We start from the raw sequence: 18,478 nt of genomic DNA, 5'->3' as shown, positions 1-18,478 counted from the left end.
ATATCCTTCAGTGCACGGGTGAGGGGAAGAAGCCGCGCCGCCACAGCGGAAACATGGGTCACGCAGGACCCATTTCACAAGCCGGAGCCGCGGGGAACCAGACGGCACTTCCCGGGAGTCGGCCCGTTTTAGCTTTTCCGGAAAAATGGAAGGAACATAGCGCCGCCCGAAAGGCCCCCAAACCCCGCCGGAGCGCCCGTCACAGTCTGCGGGTGATGTAAAACTTGTATTTGTCCCCGCGGTAGTATGCCGTGCGAAATTCCAAAGGACGCTCCGCCCTGGAGCTGAAAATGGACGTGACGTGAAACAGCGGCTGTCCTTCCGGAATTTGCAACAATTCGCCCACCCGGGCCGAGGCGGCTCCCACTTCATAGGTCTGTTTGACCATGCCGGGTTGTTCCAGACCGGCCCTGGCATACAAATCATAGGTGGAAAACCCTTCCCCCGCTTCCTCCAGCTTCTTCGCCTCTTCCGCCAGCCGCTTTCCGATCGGGTGGGAAAACGTGGAATGGTAATACACCATCGGCAAATCGTCACCATAGCCGATCAATTCCAGATGGACCACGGGGCCGCCTTCCGGGATCCCCAACACGGAAGCGATGGCAAGATCGGCGGGCTCGCTCTCGATGCGCAACACTTTGGTGCGCGGCACCATCCCCCACATGGTCATCGTTTCCTTGAAGCTGGTGATCTGTTGCAGCTCCTGGTGAATCTTCGGCTTGGCCACAAAGGTTCCTTTCCCTTGGACCGCCTGCAGCAATCCCTCTTTTTCCGCCACGGCGATCGCCTGCCGAACCGTAATCCGGCTGACGTCAAATTGCTTGCACAACTCCCGTTCGGAGGGGATCTGTGTCCCCACCGCCCATTCCCCGGATTCGATCTTTTCTTTAAAATAGGCTACCAACTGTTTGTACAACGGTTGGCCTGACCCCGACGGCAATCTGATGACCTCCTTGCGCCGTTACACCATCCATAGAAAGTGTTCACATTCATCTTAACCGGTTTTGTCATGGATGGAAATAAGGAAAGAAAAAGGGAGCCGCTACGCTTGCCCGCTCCGGTATGCGCGTGCGGCCTCCCGAAAGGACCGGAACACGTTGGACCAGACCGGTTCCGTTCGCCACAATTTTTCCGGGTGAAACTGAAATCCCACCAGCCAAGGGTGATCTTGCGCCTCCACGACCTCCGCCACCCCGTCCTCGGCGCACCTGGCGGTCACCGTCAACCCTTTTCCCGGACGCGCGATGACCTGCCGGTGAAAGGAATTGACCCGGATTTCGGTTTGGCCGGTCCAGGCCGCCACACGGCTGCCGGGGTCCACCTTCAGCCCGTGCACCGGCACGTGACCGGGAATTTTCCTTTTCTCCTGATGATGCCGCGCCGTTCCCTCCGCGGAAAGGTTGACCAGGCTCCCGCCGAAAAACGCATTGATCATTTGGCAGCCCCGGCAGATGCCCATCACCGGCATACCGGTCGGCACGACCGCTTCCAGAAGCGCCATTTCAAAAGCGAACCGCTCCCGCCCGGTACCTTCCAATCCCGGCAAGCGGGAAGGATCGCCCTCCAGGGGCAAATAACCTCCCCCCGTCAACAGCAATCCGTCGATCTGCGACACATACCGCATCAGCCACTTCTCATCGTCGACGGGCGGAAGGATGAGCGGCATCATTCCGTGGGACTGCAATGCGTCCAGGTACGTTCGTTCCAAATACAATAGCGGATGGCCCGGATACAGGTCGGCGGCTTCGCCCCGGTCGACGGGCGCTGTCACCCCGATGCAAAGCGGCCGGTTTTTCTCTCCATCCCATGTCATCGGCTTCCCTCACCCGCCCGGCGGCGCATTTCACTTATGCTCCCTTCTTATCGGGTTGCCCCGGCGGAATCTCGCCCTTCAAGGTCAACGTGTGCCGCTTCGTCAAATACATGTTCAGAAGGCCGGCAAACACGGCGATCGCCGCCAGGCGGATGGCCCACTGCATCAATTGCCCCGCCCGTGCCGCCGCCGATTCACCCGGCGGGCCGCCGACGACGATGCCGAAGGCAAACAGCAGGCAGACCACAAATCCCAGGGCCAGAGTCGCAAAGGCGATCAACGCATACACATGATGCAACAGTTCCCCGATTTTTCCCACGCCAAGCCCTCCTTCTCTCCCTTTTCTAATCACAATCCGTAAATGGGCAACCACCCGGTCAACAGCACCATGCTCAGCAACACGTGGCACGCGACCCAGACGATCGTCAATTTCGCCGTCTCCTTAAAGCCCGAACCGGCAATTCCCATGGCCACGTACATCCCCAGCGCCAAGGGGGGCGTCATCCCTTCCAACGCTCCCGTCATGGCCGGCAGCAGCGCCGCAAACAGCACCGGGTCGCCTCCCAGCGTGCCGAAGGCCGCGATCACGGCCCCGCCCAAAATGGCGATCTGGGATGAACCGGGCAATACCATTCCCAACACCATGAAGAAGAGGGGCAAAACAAGAATCAACGCCCAGACCGGCAGACCGAGGGAGACAAACCACTTTTCGATGGCATTGGTGGCCTCCAGGCCGACGAACACCTGCGAAATGGCATAAGCCATATAGATGGTGACCCCGATGGGCACCACCTTGTCGATCGTCTTCCGAAACATGGCGTGGATTTTTCGCCAGTCAAATCCTCCGACCGCCCTCCGGCCGATTCCCAGCGCATAGGCCGCCGCCAACCCCGGCGTAAACATCAGCACCGAAGTGGAATACGCTTCGGCACCGGCCTCTCCGAGCCGGGCGGTGAGCCAATCCTTCATCTGCGCATCGAGCAGCAGCGGAAGAAAAATCAACAACGGCAACAGGAGGGCCGACCAGCCGGTTCGCAGGCTCGCGCCCAACCGGGGCCGCTCCCGGGCCGGAACCGGCTCCACCTTGTAATAACGGCAAAACACCCACAGGGTGAGCCAGCGCTGCAGGAAGAACCACAACCCCACCCCGTAAGCGGCCATCATCCAGGCGCTGGACGAAATGCTGCCCGGGTGCAATTCATCCAAAATGCCGTAGGTCAACAGCACGATTCCGGAGGGGGGAATGATGTTTCCCAACATGCTGCTGGACATTTCCGTCGTGGCCGCCAGCGCCGGCGAATAACCGGTTCGCTTCATTGTCGGAATGGTGAACACACCGGTGGTCGCCACATTTCCGGGACCGGAGCCGGACAGCGAAGCCATGAACGTGCTGGCCAGCAGCGCCACATAGCCGGCGCCTCCGCGAAAACGGCCGACCACGGACATGATCAAATTGATGATCCGTTCCACCACTTTCGTCTCATCGAAAATGACCGCAACCACCAAAAAGGCAAAAATGGCGTAAAACAGACTGCTGGTGGACGGATATAAAAGGGACGGCCAAAAGAGGTCAAAGCGGCCGGTAATAACCACGATAAAGACGAAGGCCAAAGCCATCACTTCGTATATCGGCCGCTTGAAACCGACGAACAGGACGGCCACGAAGAACAACAGGAAGATGAGATACCAAATGGCCATCGGCAACCCCAGCATCCCTCTCTCCTCCTCACTCCCTTTATTGTTTCCGAAATGTTCCAACATGTGACCGCTTACAAATTCCTGCTGTAACGGGCCACCCCCCAAACGGCAGATGAATGGTAATAACCACTTTTTCCAAAACCTTGACTTTAGGAAATGTTGCCGGTATGATATACTGTGTGATAATTACCATTATTAAATCATGTAATAACATGTCATGTCAATATCTCTTGTGCCAAATTTTCTGAGAGGAGCTCAGATCATGGCAAAGAAACAGCAGCTGCGCATCCTCTGTCCCAACGGCCATCTGGGTTTTGCACCGACGAAAGAGGAAAGCTTTTTCATCGGCGCCGCCACCCGCCCGGACTACTATTGCTGCGACTCGGGAAGTGACGACATCGGCCCGGCGCCCCTGGGCGCCGACAAGTCGGTGGGCATGTACGAGTGGCAAAAGCACGATCTGGAACTGATGCTGGTCAAGGCGCGGGAACAAGGGGTGCCCATGATCATCGGTTCCGCCGGCGACACCGGTTCCAACAGCCGGGTTGATTTGTACGTTCAGATCATAAAGGATTTGGCCAAGGAGCACCGCCTGCCGAAATTCAAGCTGGCGTATTTCTATTCCGAAGTGGATAAGGCCTATATCAAAAAGAAAATGGAAGCGGGCGTCGTCATCGAAGGATTGGACGGCCGCTCCCCCTTGACCTTGGAAGACCTGGAAAAGACGGACCGCATCGTCGCCGTGGCCGGCGTGCATCCCTACATCCGGGCGCTGGAGATGGGGGCCGATGTCATCATCGGCGGCCGTTCCAGCGACTGCGCGGTGTTTGCCGCGCCGGCCATCTGGGAAGGTTTCCCGGAGGACCTGGCGTATTACCTGGGAAAAGTGCTGGAGTGCGCCTCGTTCTGCGCCGAACCCTACGGAGCCAAGGAAACGGTCATCGGCACCATCACCCACGAGGACGTCAAAGTGACGGCCATGCATCCGAAGCAGCGCTGCACGGTGGCGTCCGTCGCCGGACACGCCATGTATGAACGATCCAACCCCTACTACGAGTACGTGGCGGGCGGAATGCTGGACATGACCCATTGTCGGTACGAGCAGTACGATGAAAAAACCTGCCGCATCACCGGCTCCAAATTCATCCCGACGGAAGGCAAGATCAAGGTCAAACTGGAAGGGTCCGGGAAAGTCGGTGAAAAATACATCGGCATTGCCGGCATCCGGGATCCGTACATGATCCGGAACATCGACCGGGTGGTGGAATGGGCCGCCGGCCAGGTGCGGGAAACGTTCCAAGGCGTGGATTATCACCTGGATTTCAAGATTTATGGGAAAAACGGCGTGATGGGCGAGTTGGAGCCTGTCAAGGAAATCCGCTCCCACGAGCTGTGCGTCGTGGTGGAGGGCGTGGCGCCCACGAAAAAGCTGGCGGAAGAAATCACGCTGATGGGCACCCGGCAGCTGTTCTACGCCCGTCTGCCGGAGGTGAAGGGGACCGCCGGCACCGCCGCCTTCGTCGTCGACGAGGTGCTGCCGGCCACCGCGGCGTACCGGTGGACCATGAACCACGTCATTCCGGTGGACGATCCGATGGAGCTGTTTCAGGTGAAAATGATCGAAGTGGGAGGGGACGAATAGATGAACGGGGGCCAAAACCCGCGGACCGTCAAATTGTCGGACCTGGCCAATACGATCCGGAGCAAAAACGCCGGCACCGACAAGATCACCTTTGACATCATTTTCCGGGAAAAGGAAAACTACGAGCTCGTCAAGGCCAGCAAACGACTGACCCGCGAAACGGTGGCCCGGCTGTACGGCATTCCGGAGGAACGCATCTGCGACTTTGTGGAATTCGATCCGGCCTGCGCCATCAAATTCACCATTTACCGCAAATCCCCCAGCGGCGGCCCCGGCGAACGGGACATCTTCGGAAGCCAGCAGTATGCGCCTCTGCTGGATATCGAGATTCCGGTGGGGAAGGACGAGGCAAAACCAAAGGAATGAGGGGCGGCGCCTGCCGCCCCGCGCGCTTTATGCCACCGATCGGCCGAAAGCCGAATCTTTGCGTTTTTCGGTGCGCCCGGCAATCCCCCATCCGCATGTCGAAGTCCTCCGCGCCCATTCCGTTCCGCCACCGGCGCCTTCTGCATTCCTCAGGCTCATGGGGTCACCGCGCATTCATGCCCGTCTGCGGGATGTTCGTCGCTCCGGGCTTTAAAAAACATGAAGGAACATATTTCTCCGTTCTCCCGATATATTCATAACACTGCACTGCGGGAATGGGGTTCCACCGATGCCCCAAAAACAGGGCAATCGTGGCGGGTCCGGCGTAAAACAGATCAATCTGTTTCGCTCCGCACTCTTCCGTCGCCTCCAAAATGTTCTTTTTTATCTCGTCCACCACCAAATTGGCCTGATCGGGAAGCACGCGACGGGAGGAATATAAATGAAGCATGCAAAACGGCCCCTCATCATCCGGGGCCGCTGCTCCGCCTTTTTTCCCTCACAACCTCTCCTCCGCGGTCACTTCCGCATCCTTCACCTGCCACGCGCCGTTTTCCTTAACTGTGATCACCCGGAACACGGTCCGGTACATTTTCCCCTCCATGTTTCCATCCGAATGGTAAACCTCCGCCTCGATTTCCCAGGTGATTTCCCCGGGACGGCTGTCGATCTTTCTCGCTTCCATGCCGGGCAACACGGTCATGGAACGGGCTTTTTTCTTCAGGATTTGCTGGTGTTCGTCCTGATCCAACGAGGAGATGAATTCCTCGGCCGCGGTCCGGGATTGTTCGACGTCTTCCTGTGTGGGCGGGGAAGCATCTTCCGAAGGAGCCGGATCGGGCGCCGCTTCAGCATCCCGTTCGTCGGGCTGCGGATCCGCCTCGGCCTGTTCCGGAGGAGCCGTCCGGGCCGGGACCGGCTTCACCTCAAACCTCTGCAAAAGATGCATCAGTCCAAAACCGCCGACGACAAAACCGACGAGGACGAGCAGGGCAAGGGCAATGCCCAGCCCCCAAAGCCATTTTCCGGACGTCCCCTTTTCGGCGGAAGATTGGAGGACGTCGTCATTGTGCGGAGATGCTTTTTCCTTTCCCTTTTTGCCGAGCAGAACCCTTCGGAAGGTGTCCCGATCGGAAAAATCGCACTGCATATACGCCGGGTCCCCGCAAAGAAACACCCGCAGATCTCCCTGTTCCGTCACCCCGATGTTCTCGGGAACATAAACGATCTTCATCGGAATCGGCCGATTCTGCAGGTATGCTTCCAGCTGTGACAGCTGCTCGCACCATTTGGCGGCCGTCTCTTCATCTGTCGGACAGCGATAGATCAGACCGTCCACATGCACATGGGGGCGAACAAACACGAGGGCCTCGGATTCTTGATAAACCTGCCAGTAGGGAACCAGCAGCGGATGATCCAGGGAGAAATACTGATCGATCAAGGATTGCGGAGCCGGTTTGCGAAGGGGAACATGTTGAAGATACACCTTATCCTGCGCTTCATCCAGCGCCAACGCCCACTCCCCGAAGGGGGTATGCAGCACCGATTCGACCCAATAATCCCGATAGACTTTACCCGGTTCAAAAAACATTGGTTTACCTCCTCGCGGGAAAACCCGCCCTCCGGCACCGAACCGTCCCAAGGTGCGGCGGATAGAGTGGCTGGCCGGCAACTCCCGGAAGCGACTTCTCCCCCCAGGATCCCAAGGGCGCTTCATAAATACATAACTCCGCGCCCCTTCCTTCCGTTTCAGTGAAAAAAGGGAGAAGCCGCGGTTTTCTTTCCGCACCGGGATGCCCCGTCATCCTTCATCCGCCGCCCCTTCCAACAACTGCGCCCCCTCGAGGTCGCCCATTTCCTTCAACCGCTCCCGCACCCGGCGGATAAAGGGTCCCGTCAGGCTGAACATCGTGCCCCGGTGTCTGAGGCGGGCCGCCTGGGTTTGCCGGTATTCGGGGAGCTTGCGGAACCACTGGTAGGAAATGGTCTGGGGAAAGCGGTGAAGTCCCCTGATTTCCATGTTCCGTATCCCCTCGATCATCGGGTGGACCACTTCGGCGATCCCGACCAGCCCTTTCTCCCGGATGCCCGTCTGGTAGCAAAGGATCCGGTCCCCTTCCCCGGCCCGTTTGAAGTTGCTCAACACTCTCCGGGCGGACCACTCCACCGACTCCCCGGTTCGGAGAATGTGATCCCAGCGGAAGGAGTGCCTGTCGGAGGAGATCATCATCCACACGTGAAAGGCTTTGTCCGCCCGTTCGCGGTGATCCTCCATCCTCTCCTCCCCTTTGTCGGAATGGATGCCCCGTCACCGGCGGATGCGCCGCACTTCTTTCCAAAGGAGGCGCACGGCCCGTCCCGTCTCCCGCATGGGCGAAAGGGATCATTGTCGCCGCCCCGTGACACCGGGATGAAGGTCAAGGAAAAGTCCGGGACTGTTTCCGGACGGCCGGAAGGAGAAACGCCTCCTTGCGGCATCGACACCGCAGAGACGAAAAGCAAAAAAACAAAAGCAAGGAGAACCTGCGGCGACCATGCCCTCCGCCGCGGAAGCCCGGTAAAACACCCGGGACCGAACCCGGCGGGGCGAAGCGACGGCCGAATCTTACAAAGCGCGAGACGTCCGACAATCGGTCGGCACAGGTCCGTCCCCGAAGGACATCGTTCATTGACGGTCAAAATCGCCGCCCGTTCATCCCCAGTCCGACAGCAGCACGTGACGGCAGACGGTGTGCAAATCCCGCCAGGCCCGGTTGGCGGGCTCCCCTTCCATGATGCCGGCCATGCCGAGATGGGGGAACACGGCGTCGGCGAGGAGGAGAGCCTCTTGGGCCGTCTCCCTGGACCTGCGGTTGACGGATGCCGTCTCCTCCTCGGTCAAGGGCCGGTTTTTGTGAATCGCCCAGGTGTCGTCGACGGTGCGATAGAAGGCGGATGCGACCCCTTGAAGCCGCTCCGCCGCCCGGGAGACGGCCTGAAGTCCCGCCTCCACCCGCGGAGAAGGCCAGACCTCCCGACGGGCTTCAAGGAGGTTCCGCGCTTCCTCCAGAAAGCGGGCGGCGACGCCGAGGGCGACGGCGGCAAAGGAGGTCAGGGCGAAGGGAAGAAAGGGATAACGGAACAGGGGATCTTCGTAGACCGGATACGGCTCGGCGATGTCGAAGGTCATCCGTTCCGGCACAAAGGCCTCCTCCACGACGATGCTGTGACTGCCCGTCGCCTTGAGGCCGAAGGCTCTCCAATCCCGGAGGATTTTCACCTGCTCCGGCATCAGGATGAAGGAGCGGATCCGCCCGTCACCGCCTTCATCCCGGATGACGCAGTTCACGGTGAAAATGCTCGCATAGTCGCAACCGCTGATGTATTTCCACCGACCGCTCACCCGGAATCCCCCGTTCACCCTTCGGGCCTCCCCGGCCGGATAGCCGCTTCCGGCGATCACCGCCTCCCGGGGGGAGAAAAGTTCCCGGCAAACCTCCGGCTCCATGGAAGCGGCAAAATATCCCCCTCCCGAACCGATGGTGACCAGCCAGCCGAAACTGCCGTCGATCCGGGAAGCCCCCTCAAAGACGCGCAGGGCCTCGGGCAGCGGCAGCATGTGGCCGCCCAATTCGCGGGGGACCAACAACTTGAACAGCCCCCGCTTGTAGATCGCCTCCAACACTTTCGGGGAAATCTCCCCCTTTTGTTCCATGGCCGGCGCTTCATTCCGGACCATGGCCTCAAGCTCCCGGGTCAGCAAATCCACGACAATCCTCTCCTCCAACAAAACGGTGAAAATGAAGGGGCCACGCCCGCCGCCGAAAGGGGCGACCCCCTTCATTCTATCACTCCGCAAGGAAACTGCCCATCAACCCCGGACCATCGATGCGGCTTCCCTTCTCTCTTCCTTCTCCACCAGTTCCCGGATCCGATGCTCGATCCGCTCCAACTCCCGGGCGGGATTCCGCCACCAGTTGCGGCTCCAGATGCGAAGGATCGTCCATCCCTTGGATTCGAGAAATTCCTGCCGGTACACATCCCGCTCCCGGGCGTCCCGGGAACTGTGATACATCGCTCCGTCGCACTCGATCCCCAGAATGTACCGTTCGGGATCCTTGGGGTGAAGCACCGCCAGGTCGATCCGGTAACTGGAGACGCCCACCTGGGTGTCCACTTTGTATCCTAACCTTCTCAGCGCATCGCAAACCTGCTGTTCAAAGGGAGAATCAAAACGATCCGCCCGTTCCTGCCGGCCGAGGTGGTGATACTCGTTAATCCGCCAGATGACGGCTTCCACCCGGTTCCGGTCCATGTCGGAGACCGCCCGAGCGTACTCGAGATAGTGCCGCAACAGCTTCGGCCCTTTATGGGCGGTGTTGGCCACATCGAGCTCGTGGGGCTCGATGCTGGCGACGACGACAATCTTCCGCTTCGCCCGGGTGACCGCCACGTTGAGCCGGTTTTCTCCCCCCTGCCTGCTCAGGGAACCGAACTGGAGGCGGATTTTTCCCTCCTCGTTCCGGGCGTACCCGACGGAAAAAATGATGACGTCCCGCTCGTCCCCCTGGACGTTCTCGATATTTTTGACAAACACCCTGCGGTCCGGCGCCTGCTTCTGCGCCTCTTCATACAGGACCGAGAATTCGGGATCCTCCTCAGCCCTCCGGTCGATCATCTCCTCGATCAGATCCCGCTGGTCGGCGTTGAAGGTGATGATCCCGACGGTTTCTTCGGGATGGGTTCGCAGTTGCTCCTTCAACACCTCGATCACTTCCCGGGCTTCCCGTTCGTTGCGCCGGTTGATCCACAATCCGTTCACTTTCCGCCACTGGATCGCCGGAGGATGCTGATAGGGACGCACATTGGGGGCGATCTCCATCCGGCCGTGATAAAAGGCATGGTTGGAGAAATGAATCAATTCCTGGGAAGCCGACCGGTAATGCCATTCCAGCATCCGGGCGGAATAGATCCGCTTGGCCAGATTCAAAAGGCTTTCCGACTCTTCGAGTCCGTTTTCCGCCTCCTCCTCATCCTCCTCCGCCGACAACATTCCCCGGAAGTGGGTGGAGGGAGGGAGCTGTTTCTCGTCACCGGCCACGATGATCTGTTTTCCGCGGTAAATGGAAGGCAGCCCGTTTTCCACGGGACACTGGGACGCCTCATCGAAAATCACGAGATCAAAGAGTCCTTCCTTCAGCGGAAAAATCGAAGAGAGGGTTTCGGGAGACGTGAGCCACACGGGCATCAAATCCAGCAGGCCGGATTGGTAAAACTGGCGGACCAGCTTGCGAAGAGGCCAAATTCTCCGCTTCTTCTCCCCCGTCTCGTATCTCAACCGCTGCATCGCCCGGGGATGCTCGGCATTAAGCCGGCGCACCCGTTCATACATCCTGTGGACCAGCACTTGGGCAACCGCTCTCCGCTTCTCCTGAATCAACTCCTTGAAGGAACGACGGATGATTTCAAACTCGTCGGTGGACACCTTGGCGATGACGGGATGCTTTCGCTCGATTTCGTCCAACCACTTGAGATAGACCGTCTGCCGGACGGCATCCGTCCATCGCTCCGGCAGGGAATCCGCCTGCCAGCCGATCTTCTCCCGCACCCGGGTGATCAGGGTGCGGACGAGGGGAGTTGCTTCTTCAAAGAACCGGTCCATCTGTCTCAGTTCGTCGAAGTCCGAATCGAGGTGTTGGATGATCCCCTGCAGTTCTCCGGTGGGGATGTTTCCCTTCTCGATTCCCCTTTTCAGCCGTTCGATGAGGGAATCCTGAAAGTGGGGACGCAGCTTTTCCAGTTCCAGACACATCGTTTCCGTCGTCTTGGCCATATCGTACATGAGGCGCAGATTTTCGCGGATCCGGGGCCACTCGGCGGAGGAAGTGCCCCGAAAGGGCTTTCCTCCGAGCAGCTCTTCGATGATTCGCTTCCCCGTGAAGGACGTCCACCACCAGAGCCGCATTTTTTGCATCACGCTTTTCCCTCGGGATTCCAGCGCGGGAACGATCTTCTCCAGCCGGTCGATGATCAGCCAGGTGTATGCCGGAGTGATCTTGTCATGATCCAGGGCCGCCAAAAATTCCTCCGTCCTTCGCGCCTTGCGGAGGATCTCCTCCAGCCGGTCCCGCAGCGAGGTAAAACCCGCCAGATCCAGGGAAGCGAATGAGCGGCGCTCTTTGAGGGGATAATCCGCCCGGCCGAACCGCCGGTAAAAAGAAGCGTACGTTCCGATCTGCCGCAGCGCCTCCTCCAGACTGTACCGGTCCAGTTCATCCAGGACTCCGTCGAGATCGACGAACGCTTCCACCTCATTTTCGCGCTTTGCCCGGGCATAGAGCTCATAGGCGTTGTATCCGGAGCGGTGCCGCTCGTACAACCCCCGTTTGATCGCGTTCAGCACGACCTCCCGCTCTTCCAGCTGGCGGCAGACCGACTCCAGGTGCCGCTCCGGGTCCGGAAGATCGGCCCGGGGATCGGAAAGAAGCCGGTAGATGCGCAGATACAGCGCCTTCCGATCGTTCTGTTCATCGTGAACCAGCGCGGTGAAGGGACTCAGCCCCAACCCCTCCAGCCGCTGAAACACCACGTCCAAAGCCGCCCGTTTCTGGCAGACCACCAACACCTTTTTTCCCCGCGCCAAGGCGTCGGCGATCAGGTTGACGATCACCTGGGATTTCCCCGTGCCGGGGGGACCGTCGATGACCAATTTCTTGCTGACGCGGGCTTCCCTCAGGATCGCTTCCTGAGAGGCATCCGCCGGAAGAGGCCAAAAACGCTCCCGTTCGGGAATTGGCGGAAGTTTCTCCTCCGCATCGGAAGAGGCAGCGGCGAAATCCGAGGCGCCTTCCGCTTCCCCGGCCCACAAGTTCTCTCCGGCCCGGAGCAGCTCTCCCGCCATTCCCAGACCGTGGCCCTGCGATTCCTTTTCCATCATCTCCTCGTAATCCCGCAGAACGGCGGAATTTCCCTGGGGGAAATGGCCCAGAACCGCATGCCGGAACAGGGCCAAAGGCGCCTTTTCCGGAATTTCGTCCCGCCGGTATTCGGGAAGGGGGTGGATTCGGGGACACGGATCGGGAAGATCAAATCCGTGCGCCCTCAGCCATTCCGCCCAACCCCGGACATCCCCGGTTGTCGCCTGCTTTTCCGCCTCATCGTAAATCGCCTCATCCACTTGAAAACGTTGGAACTTCCGGAGTGCCAGCATCAGCGTCCGGTTGAGCTGGGGCTCCCCCTCTCCCCGGCGGAGTTCCCAGAAGCGGTTGCTGGTGTCCCTCCGCTCCAGACGGACCGGATACAAAAAAAGGGGAGCCTGAATAAAGGTGCCGTCTGACAGGGTGCCGGAGAGAAAAGGGTAGCCCAGAAACAGGTCGTACATCCCGGTTTCCTCTTCAATCCGGCGCAAATTCCGGTACAAGGCGGTCAACCGGTGACCCAGGGACATCATCTGCCGTTCATCGGAGGTGATCCGGAGAAGCGAAACCTTTTCCTTTTTGGACAAAACATCCCGCAAAATCTGCTCCACCGCTCCGCGGCCCCGGACCGCATCCAGCCGGTACAGATCCAACCCCCACTTGTGATTCACCTTCAGCAGCCGGATGGAGCGGTTGCGCATGCTCAGATCGCTCAACCGGTCTTTCAAGCGGATCAATTGCTGCCTCAACGGAACACACCTCCCGCCGCTGATCTGGGAAAAATCTTTTCAAAGCATCGGAGGGAGGATGACTCGACGCATGTCCAGGAATCCTCCTTCCGGTTCGGGTGGAAAACTCCGCATGATCTCCGGTTGGGTTGGCACATGTGCCAATGCGGCTATGGCGAGTCAACCGGAAATGCCGCATGTGCCGGCGGCAGAAAAAATCTCCGCCGGATCTTCTCCGGGCGGCCAAGGGAGGCTTCTCCCCCGATCAACGCGGGTCGGAACGCGGCGGAGATCGCATCGGGCACGAATTGACCGTTCCGCCTGGAAACCGATGCCTCCGTCCCGCTTCGCCGGAAACGGCGGGGGGCAATCCCCTCCCTCCGCGCCCTTTGCGAACGCGGACGAATCCGCTTTTCCGCCCCGCGCTGACACTCTGTGGGCACGGCAAACCGTATATTTTTACAGATAATTACAAAAACTCCAGACAATCCAATGGCCGACTGACCAAGCCGCTGAAGCGGCGAGCCTCCCCCTTTGCCGATCCCGCTCAACCGGGATGCTCCGTTCCCTTCCATTGTACCAGGAGGCTATGAAAAAATACATGAAAACAAAAAACGGGGCGCCGAAGGCACCCCCAAACCATTAAACGGACGCGTCGACGGAAGAGCCGGGCGGCCAACGAGGCGCGGAGGAAACGAAAGCCGCACGGCCGCTCCGGATAACCCGTCAGTTCATCCAAAATTTTTCAATTTCGATCATATTTTCAACGAAAACCTTTTCCCGCCGCCGCTTCCTCTCCGCCGATGGCGGCCCGGAAGCGGCGAGCGGCAAAGTTTTTGAAGCGGCAAAGACAATTGGATATAATCATGGAAGCGAAGAGGCGGCCGATGATCCGAAGCCGTGAAATCCCCGGGACCCCGACACGGGGAAAACGGTTCACCGGCACCCCGACTGGAAGAAGGACCCTTCGCCTCGGGAACTTCTTTTCGGCGAAAAGATCTGCCGAAGTCTCCTCCTTCTTTGTCCCCCACCCGCAAAACCGGCACCCTGGCAGGGCCGGCTTCGTCGCTTCCATCTTGGAAAAGGCAGGGAATCCCAACAACGAATCAGGACTTTCCCGAAGGGGTCCGCTTGCGGAACACCAGCGACAGCTCCCTTTCCCGGCTCAGATGCGCCTCCGCTTCCTGCAAATGTTCCGGTTTGGGAGGGATGCCGTGTTGCCGGAGCGCCTCCACCACTTCCCGGACGCTCCGATCCAGAAACACCGCGATATCCACCAGCGACCATCCGCTCCGATACAGGTCGGCGATGCGCCCTTTCGGGCGGAGTCCCCCTTCTTCTGCCCCGTTTTTCTGTTCTTTATTCTCCAAAGGATCACCCCGCTGTCCAAACATGCGCCCGTCAAGGGACCTGCCGCCAAACGTCGCATCCCGTTTTTTCTTGGAAAAACGGCATGAAAACCTGCGAATTTTTCGTTGTTATATTATAAAAGCAAAGGGGGGCGGTCAAGTGTTTAGAGAACTGAAAAAGCGTTTCGGCAAAGACTACAAAAAAGCCTTATTCTATCTGATCATCAATGAAGTGATCCTGTTGAGCCTGGTTGTATACTTTATGATGAACGACGTGAGCAGCCTGGCGCTGCACAAGAACCTGGCCATCCCGCTGCTTGGCATTTTTCTCGTTTATACGTATATCGCCAACCGAAAGTGGCGAGTTTATCAACGGATGAAGAACACTCAATACCGATACTGGGTGGAGTTCCCCACCCTGCTTTTGATCATCGCCTTTGCCGTCGTCGACCTCTTTATTCTGTGAGGAACAACGTTTAAAAAATTGTCTGTTTGCTTCGGCCTCGCCGCAGGGTATGAAGAAAGAGCCGGCCCCGGCGGCGAGTCGGCGCCGCCGGCGCCGTCCCTTCGTCCGAAGGAAACAAAAGGAGGGATGATGATGAAGGATTTGGCCAAAAAGGGATTCTCCCTCGGACTCGGCCTGTTGGTGATGACCAAGGAACAGGTGGAAAAGGCCGTCGACGAGCTGGTCAAGAAAGGGAAAATCTCCGCCGACGAGTCGAAGAAAATGGTAAACCGGCTGATCGAAGCGGGGGAAAAGGAACGGGAGCGATTGGACGAGGTGCTCCGGGAAAAGGTGAAAAAGATCCTGTCGGAGCTGGACGTCCCCTCCAAAAAGGATCTCGAAGCGTTGGAGGAAAGGGTTCGGCGTCTGGAAGAACGTCAGCAGTGACAGCCATCTCCATCGTCAAGGGGAATGACCCATGATCGGCAGAAGAATCCGCTACATGAGCCGCTATAGGGAAATCGCCGTCGCCCTCGCCCGTCACGGCTTCGGCTTTGTGGTGGAAGAACTGGGTCTGCGCTCGATGCTCTCCCTTCCGAAACGCCTGGTGACCGGCAGCGAACCGCCCGATCCGAAGACGTACGGGAAACGGATCCGGATGGTGCTGGAAGATCTGGGACCCACCTTCATCAAGATGGGACAGATCGCCAGCACCCGCAGCGACCTGTTTTCCGAGGACATTCTCCGGGAGCTGGAAAATCTGCAGGATCACATCTCTCCGTTTCCCTTCTCCGATGTGCGGCGGACGATCGAGAGGGAACTGGGTCCCCTGGAGAAGATTTTCTCCCGGTTCGACGAGACCCCCCTGGCGGCCGCATCGATCGGCCAGGTGCACCGGGCCGTGCTGACCACCGGCGAAGAAGTGGCGGTGAAAGTCCGACGCCCGTTCATCGAAACGATCGTCGAGGCCGATCTGGAAATTCTCCGCGACCTGGCCTCCATCGCCGACCACCGGTTCAAGTGGGCCGCCCGCATGCGGTTGCGGCAGGTGGTGGAGGAATTCGCCGAAGCGCTGGAGTCCGAACTGGATTTTGCCAACGAGGGGAACAACGCCGAACGGATCGCCGCCCAGTTCGCCGGGGACGAAAGCGTCCGCATCCCGAAGATATACTGGGAATACACCCGGCAAAACGTCCTGACGATGGAATTCATCTCCGGCGTCAAAATGACGGACGAGGCCCGGCTGGCGGCATCGGGCCACGACCGCAGGGCGTTGGCCGAGCGGTACGTGAAGGCGATGCTCCACCAGATCCTGATGGAAGGCTTTTTCCACGCAGACCCTCACCCCGGAAATCTGTTCGTGCTTCCGGATGGAAGCCTCGCCTTCATCGATTTCGGGCTGGTGGGCCGGTTCGGCCCCGAGACCAAAGACCACTTCATCCGCCTGATCCTGGCCATGCTCCGCCAAAACACCGACGGGGTCATCAAGACGCTCCTTCGGATGGGAATCGTCCCCGAGGATGTCGACATGGAACAGTTGTGGCTGGATACGGATCGCCTGCGCGACAAGTATACCGCCGTGCCTCTCTCCCGGATCCGGCTCGGCGACGCGATCCGGGACCTGTTCCAGGTGGCTTCCCGCCACCGGATCCGCATCCCTGCCAACCTGACCCTCGCCGGCAAGGCGATCCTGGTGATGGAGGGCGTCGCCGCCCAGCTTCACCCGGAATTGAACATGATGGAGATCGCCATGCCCTTCGGCAACCGGCTGATCCGGGAGAGACTGGATCCCCGCCGGGTGGCGGACCGCCTGTGGAAAAACGTCACCGAATACGGGGAAATGCTGTCCGAAATCCCGCAGGATCTGCAGGCCCTCATCCGCGATCTTCGCCGGGGGAAATTCCGCGTCCAGATGGAGATCCCCCGGTTGGAACTGTTTCTGAAAAGACTGGAGCGGATCAGCAATCGGCTCACCTTCAGCATCCTGCTTCTCGCCTTCAGCATCATCATGACCGGATTGATCATCGGACTTTCCCTGAGCAACCGTCCCGCTCTGCTGCTGAACAGCCCCGCGATTCAGCTGGGGTTTGTCATCGCCCTGCTGATGATCCTGTGGCTGATGTTTTCCATTTTCCGTTCGGGGCGATTTTGAAAAGCCGCCCGGCCCCGTTTCCGTGCGGAAGGCGGCGGCCGGACGGATTGCGCCTTTTGCCGCCGCTTCCCCCGGAAAAGAAAATTCCCCCGACCAGAAAAAAACACTTTACTTTTCGGACCAGCTCCATTATAATGTTACATGTCGGCCGGTTGGGGAAGGAATCAAGCCGGTCGCACCGGGAACAATATAGACGCATGGGGCTATAGCTCAGCTGGGAGAGCGCTACACTGGCAGTGTAGAGGTCACGGGTTCGAGTCCCGTTAGCTCCACCAAAAAAACGTTTCCCGACGCAAGGTCGGGAAACGTTTTTCTCTTTCCGGGATTTCAGGTGAAATACAGGATTTTCGCCGAAGGAAACAGACGGCCGATCCATTCCTCCATATAATCTTTCAGGGCCTCCATCTCCGCATCCCGGTACACGTATTTCACCCTCCCGTATTTTCCCCATTTCTTTTTCCGCCTTTCCTCGTCCATCTCCAAGCGGGTTTTGGGATATCGCTTCAGGATGACCCGTTTTGCCGCCTTCGTGAACCGGTGGGTGATCAGCTCGAAGGTAAGGCCTTCCTCCGCCTCCGGGGGAAGCCGGTCCCGCAGCTCCTCCAGCATGCGCCCATAGCCCTCTTTCCACCCGTCGAAGATCATCAGGGGCGCGATGATGAACCCCAGCGGATAACCCGCCCGGGCCACCTTTCCCGCCGCCTCCAGACGGTCGGAAAGCGGCGAGGTTCCCGGTTCGAAAAATTTCACCACGTGATCGGCGTTGATGCTGAAGCGAAAATGGGTGTGCCCGCGGTGGTCGGCATCCAACAGGGAATCCACGTGGCTGTATTTGGTCACGAAGCGAAGGCGCCCCAGCTCCTGACGACCCATGAACTCGATCGCCCGCTTCAGGGATCCGGTGATGTGTTCGACGCCCACGGGATCGGAAGTGCAGGCCGCTTCGAAACGGGTGATCGCCGGGGCACGCTCCCGGATGTATTTCCGGGCCGCCGCAAAGATCTCCTCCAGATTGACGTATACCCGGACGTAGGGACGGTTTCCCATCGTGGTCTGCAAATAACAATAGTGGCAGTGCCCCATGCACCCGGTCGCCAGCGGCAGGGCGTATTCCGCCGAGGGTTTGGAGGTGTCGAATTGCAGGGTTTTTCTCACCCCGACGACCAGGGTTCGTTTGGCGTTGCGGTATTTCTCCGCCTCGGTCCGGCCGGGGATGCCCGTCACCCGGTTGTGGGAGGTGGTCATGCGCACGGGAATTCCGCTGCCCTTATACCTTCTGTACAACTCCTCCCCCAGGGGATAGTTCAATGCTTCCGGTTCGAAAAAAACCCATTCCGGCTCAAAGGGCTTCATCGAAACTCACCCGTCTTTAGCCTGCCTTCCGAGGCG

At 59.1% G+C, this 18,478-nt stretch carries 16 protein-coding genes and 1 tRNA gene; 6 read left to right on the top strand and 11 right to left on the bottom strand.

Annotated features, from left to right (window positions below; translation table 11 throughout):
• Positions 1–199 precede the first annotated feature (199 nt).
• The 4 genes from BM063_RS07670 to BM063_RS07655 form a co-directional block, all read right to left on the bottom strand.
• Positions 200–940 carry a GntR family transcriptional regulator gene (locus tag BM063_RS07670; RefSeq protein ID WP_092037550.1) on the bottom strand — a complete coding sequence of 247 codons (741 nt, stop codon included), beginning with the start codon at positions 938–940 and terminating at the stop codon, positions 200–202.
• 102 nt (positions 941–1,042) lie between these two features.
• On the bottom strand, positions 1,043–1,813 hold the full coding sequence (locus BM063_RS07665) for a gamma-glutamyl-gamma-aminobutyrate hydrolase family protein (RefSeq protein ID WP_092037548.1): 771 nt from the start codon (positions 1,811–1,813) through the stop codon (positions 1,043–1,045).
• 34 nt (positions 1,814–1,847) lie between these two features.
• The gene (locus tag BM063_RS07660; protein WP_092037546.1) at positions 1,848–2,132 is read right to left on the bottom strand and encodes a hypothetical protein; all 285 of its coding nucleotides are present in this window, start codon (positions 2,130–2,132) and stop codon (positions 1,848–1,850) included.
• Between the two features lie 29 nt (positions 2,133–2,161).
• A complete protein-coding gene (locus BM063_RS07655; RefSeq protein ID WP_092037544.1) occupies positions 2,162–3,526 on the bottom strand; it encodes a TRAP transporter large permease subunit in 1,365 nt (454 codons plus the stop codon).
• Between the two features lie 247 nt (positions 3,527–3,773).
• Here BM063_RS07655 and BM063_RS07650 point away from each other — a divergent pair, with 247 nt between their 5' ends.
• The gene (locus BM063_RS07650) at positions 3,774–5,153 is read left to right on the top strand and encodes an acyclic terpene utilization AtuA family protein (protein ID WP_092037542.1); all 1,380 of its coding nucleotides are present in this window, start codon (positions 3,774–3,776) and stop codon (positions 5,151–5,153) included.
• Positions 5,154–5,519 carry a DUF4387 domain-containing protein gene (locus BM063_RS07645; protein ID WP_092037539.1) on the top strand — a complete coding sequence of 122 codons (366 nt, stop codon included), beginning with the start codon at positions 5,154–5,156 and terminating at the stop codon, positions 5,517–5,519. It abuts the gene before it with no gap.
• 163 nt (positions 5,520–5,682) lie between these two features.
• On the opposite strand, the gene BM063_RS07640 is transcribed toward BM063_RS07645, so the two are convergent.
• From BM063_RS07640 to BM063_RS07610, 6 genes are all read right to left on the bottom strand, one after another.
• Entirely contained in the window at positions 5,683–5,970 is a 288-nt protein-coding gene (locus BM063_RS07640; RefSeq protein ID WP_092037536.1) for an SAVED domain-containing protein, read from the bottom strand.
• Positions 5,971–6,018: 48 nt separating this feature from the next.
• Positions 6,019–7,110 carry a protein kinase family protein gene (locus BM063_RS07635; protein WP_092037533.1) on the bottom strand — a complete coding sequence of 364 codons (1,092 nt, stop codon included), beginning with the start codon at positions 7,108–7,110 and terminating at the stop codon, positions 6,019–6,021.
• A gap of 210 nt (positions 7,111–7,320) precedes the next feature.
• The gene (locus BM063_RS07630) at positions 7,321–7,794 is read right to left on the bottom strand and encodes an EVE domain-containing protein (protein ID WP_092037530.1); all 474 of its coding nucleotides are present in this window, start codon (positions 7,792–7,794) and stop codon (positions 7,321–7,323) included.
• 417 nt (positions 7,795–8,211) lie between these two features.
• Positions 8,212–9,342, bottom strand: a complete 1,131-nt coding sequence (locus tag BM063_RS07625; protein WP_143085272.1) for an acyl-CoA dehydrogenase family protein — start codon at positions 9,340–9,342, stop codon at positions 8,212–8,214.
• 27 nt (positions 9,343–9,369) lie between these two features.
• Positions 9,370–13,164: an AAA domain-containing protein gene (locus BM063_RS07620; RefSeq protein WP_092037528.1), complete on the bottom strand. Its 3,795-nt coding sequence runs from the start codon at positions 13,162–13,164 to the stop codon at positions 9,370–9,372.
• Positions 13,165–14,249: 1,085 nt separating this feature from the next.
• The gene (locus tag BM063_RS07610; RefSeq protein ID WP_143085271.1) at positions 14,250–14,513 is read right to left on the bottom strand and encodes a hypothetical protein; all 264 of its coding nucleotides are present in this window, start codon (positions 14,511–14,513) and stop codon (positions 14,250–14,252) included.
• Between the two features lie 139 nt (positions 14,514–14,652).
• Between BM063_RS07610 and BM063_RS07605 the strand changes: the two genes are divergently transcribed.
• From BM063_RS07605 to BM063_RS07590, 4 genes are all read left to right on the top strand, one after another.
• Positions 14,653–14,958, top strand: a complete 306-nt coding sequence (locus BM063_RS07605; RefSeq protein WP_092037521.1) for a hypothetical protein — start codon at positions 14,653–14,655, stop codon at positions 14,956–14,958.
• A gap of 132 nt (positions 14,959–15,090) precedes the next feature.
• Entirely contained in the window at positions 15,091–15,384 is a 294-nt protein-coding gene (locus BM063_RS07600) for a phasin family protein (RefSeq protein WP_245752160.1), read from the top strand.
• A 31-nt stretch (positions 15,385–15,415) separates the two neighbouring features.
• Positions 15,416–17,089, top strand: a complete 1,674-nt coding sequence (locus tag BM063_RS07595) for an ABC1 kinase family protein (RefSeq protein WP_092037517.1) — start codon at positions 15,416–15,418, stop codon at positions 17,087–17,089.
• Positions 17,090–17,288: 199 nt separating this feature from the next.
• Positions 17,289–17,364, top strand: a tRNA-Ala gene (locus BM063_RS07590).
• A gap of 52 nt (positions 17,365–17,416) precedes the next feature.
• On the opposite strand, the gene splB is transcribed toward BM063_RS07590, so the two are convergent.
• Positions 17,417–18,442: a spore photoproduct lyase gene (gene splB / locus BM063_RS07585; RefSeq protein WP_092037515.1), complete on the bottom strand. Its 1,026-nt coding sequence runs from the start codon at positions 18,440–18,442 to the stop codon at positions 17,417–17,419.
• Positions 18,443–18,478 lie beyond the last annotated feature (36 nt).

The sequence above is a fragment of the Planifilum fulgidum genome (genome assembly GCF_900113175.1).
In the GTDB taxonomy this organism is placed as follows: Bacteria; Bacillota; Bacilli; order Thermoactinomycetales; family DSM-44946; genus Planifilum; species Planifilum fulgidum.
The sequence above is the reverse complement of the archived record's forward strand: the minus strand, read 5'-3'. Positions and strand labels throughout refer to the sequence as shown.

What these genes read in the sequence shown, in the direction of transcription:
- BM063_RS07665 (WP_092037548.1), bottom strand. Translation starts at nt 1,813, where the DNA reads ATGACATGGGATGGAGAGAAAAACCGGCCGCTTTGCATCGGGGTGACA.
- BM063_RS07655 (WP_092037544.1), bottom strand. Translation starts at nt 3,526, where the DNA reads ATGCTGGGGTTGCCGATGGCCATTTGGTATCTCATCTTCCTGTTGTTC.
- BM063_RS07650 (WP_092037542.1), top strand. Translation starts at nt 3,774, where the DNA reads ATGGCAAAGAAACAGCAGCTGCGCATCCTCTGTCCCAACGGCCATCTG.
- BM063_RS07645 (WP_092037539.1), top strand. Translation starts at nt 5,154, where the DNA reads ATGAACGGGGGCCAAAACCCGCGGACCGTCAAATTGTCGGACCTGGCC.
- BM063_RS07640 (WP_092037536.1), bottom strand. Translation starts at nt 5,970, where the DNA reads ATGCTTCATTTATATTCCTCCCGTCGCGTGCTTCCCGATCAGGCCAAT.
- BM063_RS07635 (WP_092037533.1), bottom strand. Translation starts at nt 7,110, where the DNA reads ATGTTTTTTGAACCGGGTAAAGTCTATCGGGATTATTGGGTCGAATCG.
- BM063_RS07630 (WP_092037530.1), bottom strand. Translation starts at nt 7,794, where the DNA reads ATGGAGGATCACCGCGAACGGGCGGACAAAGCCTTTCACGTGTGGATG.
- BM063_RS07625 (WP_143085272.1), bottom strand. Translation starts at nt 9,342, where the DNA reads ATGAAGGGGGTCGCCCCTTTCGGCGGCGGGCGTGGCCCCTTCATTTTC.
- BM063_RS07600 (WP_245752160.1), top strand. Translation starts at nt 15,091, where the DNA reads ATGAAGGATTTGGCCAAAAAGGGATTCTCCCTCGGACTCGGCCTGTTG.
- BM063_RS07595 (WP_092037517.1), top strand. Translation starts at nt 15,416, where the DNA reads ATGATCGGCAGAAGAATCCGCTACATGAGCCGCTATAGGGAAATCGCC.
- splB (WP_092037515.1), bottom strand. Translation starts at nt 18,442, where the DNA reads ATGAAGCCCTTTGAGCCGGAATGGGTTTTTTTCGAACCGGAAGCATTG.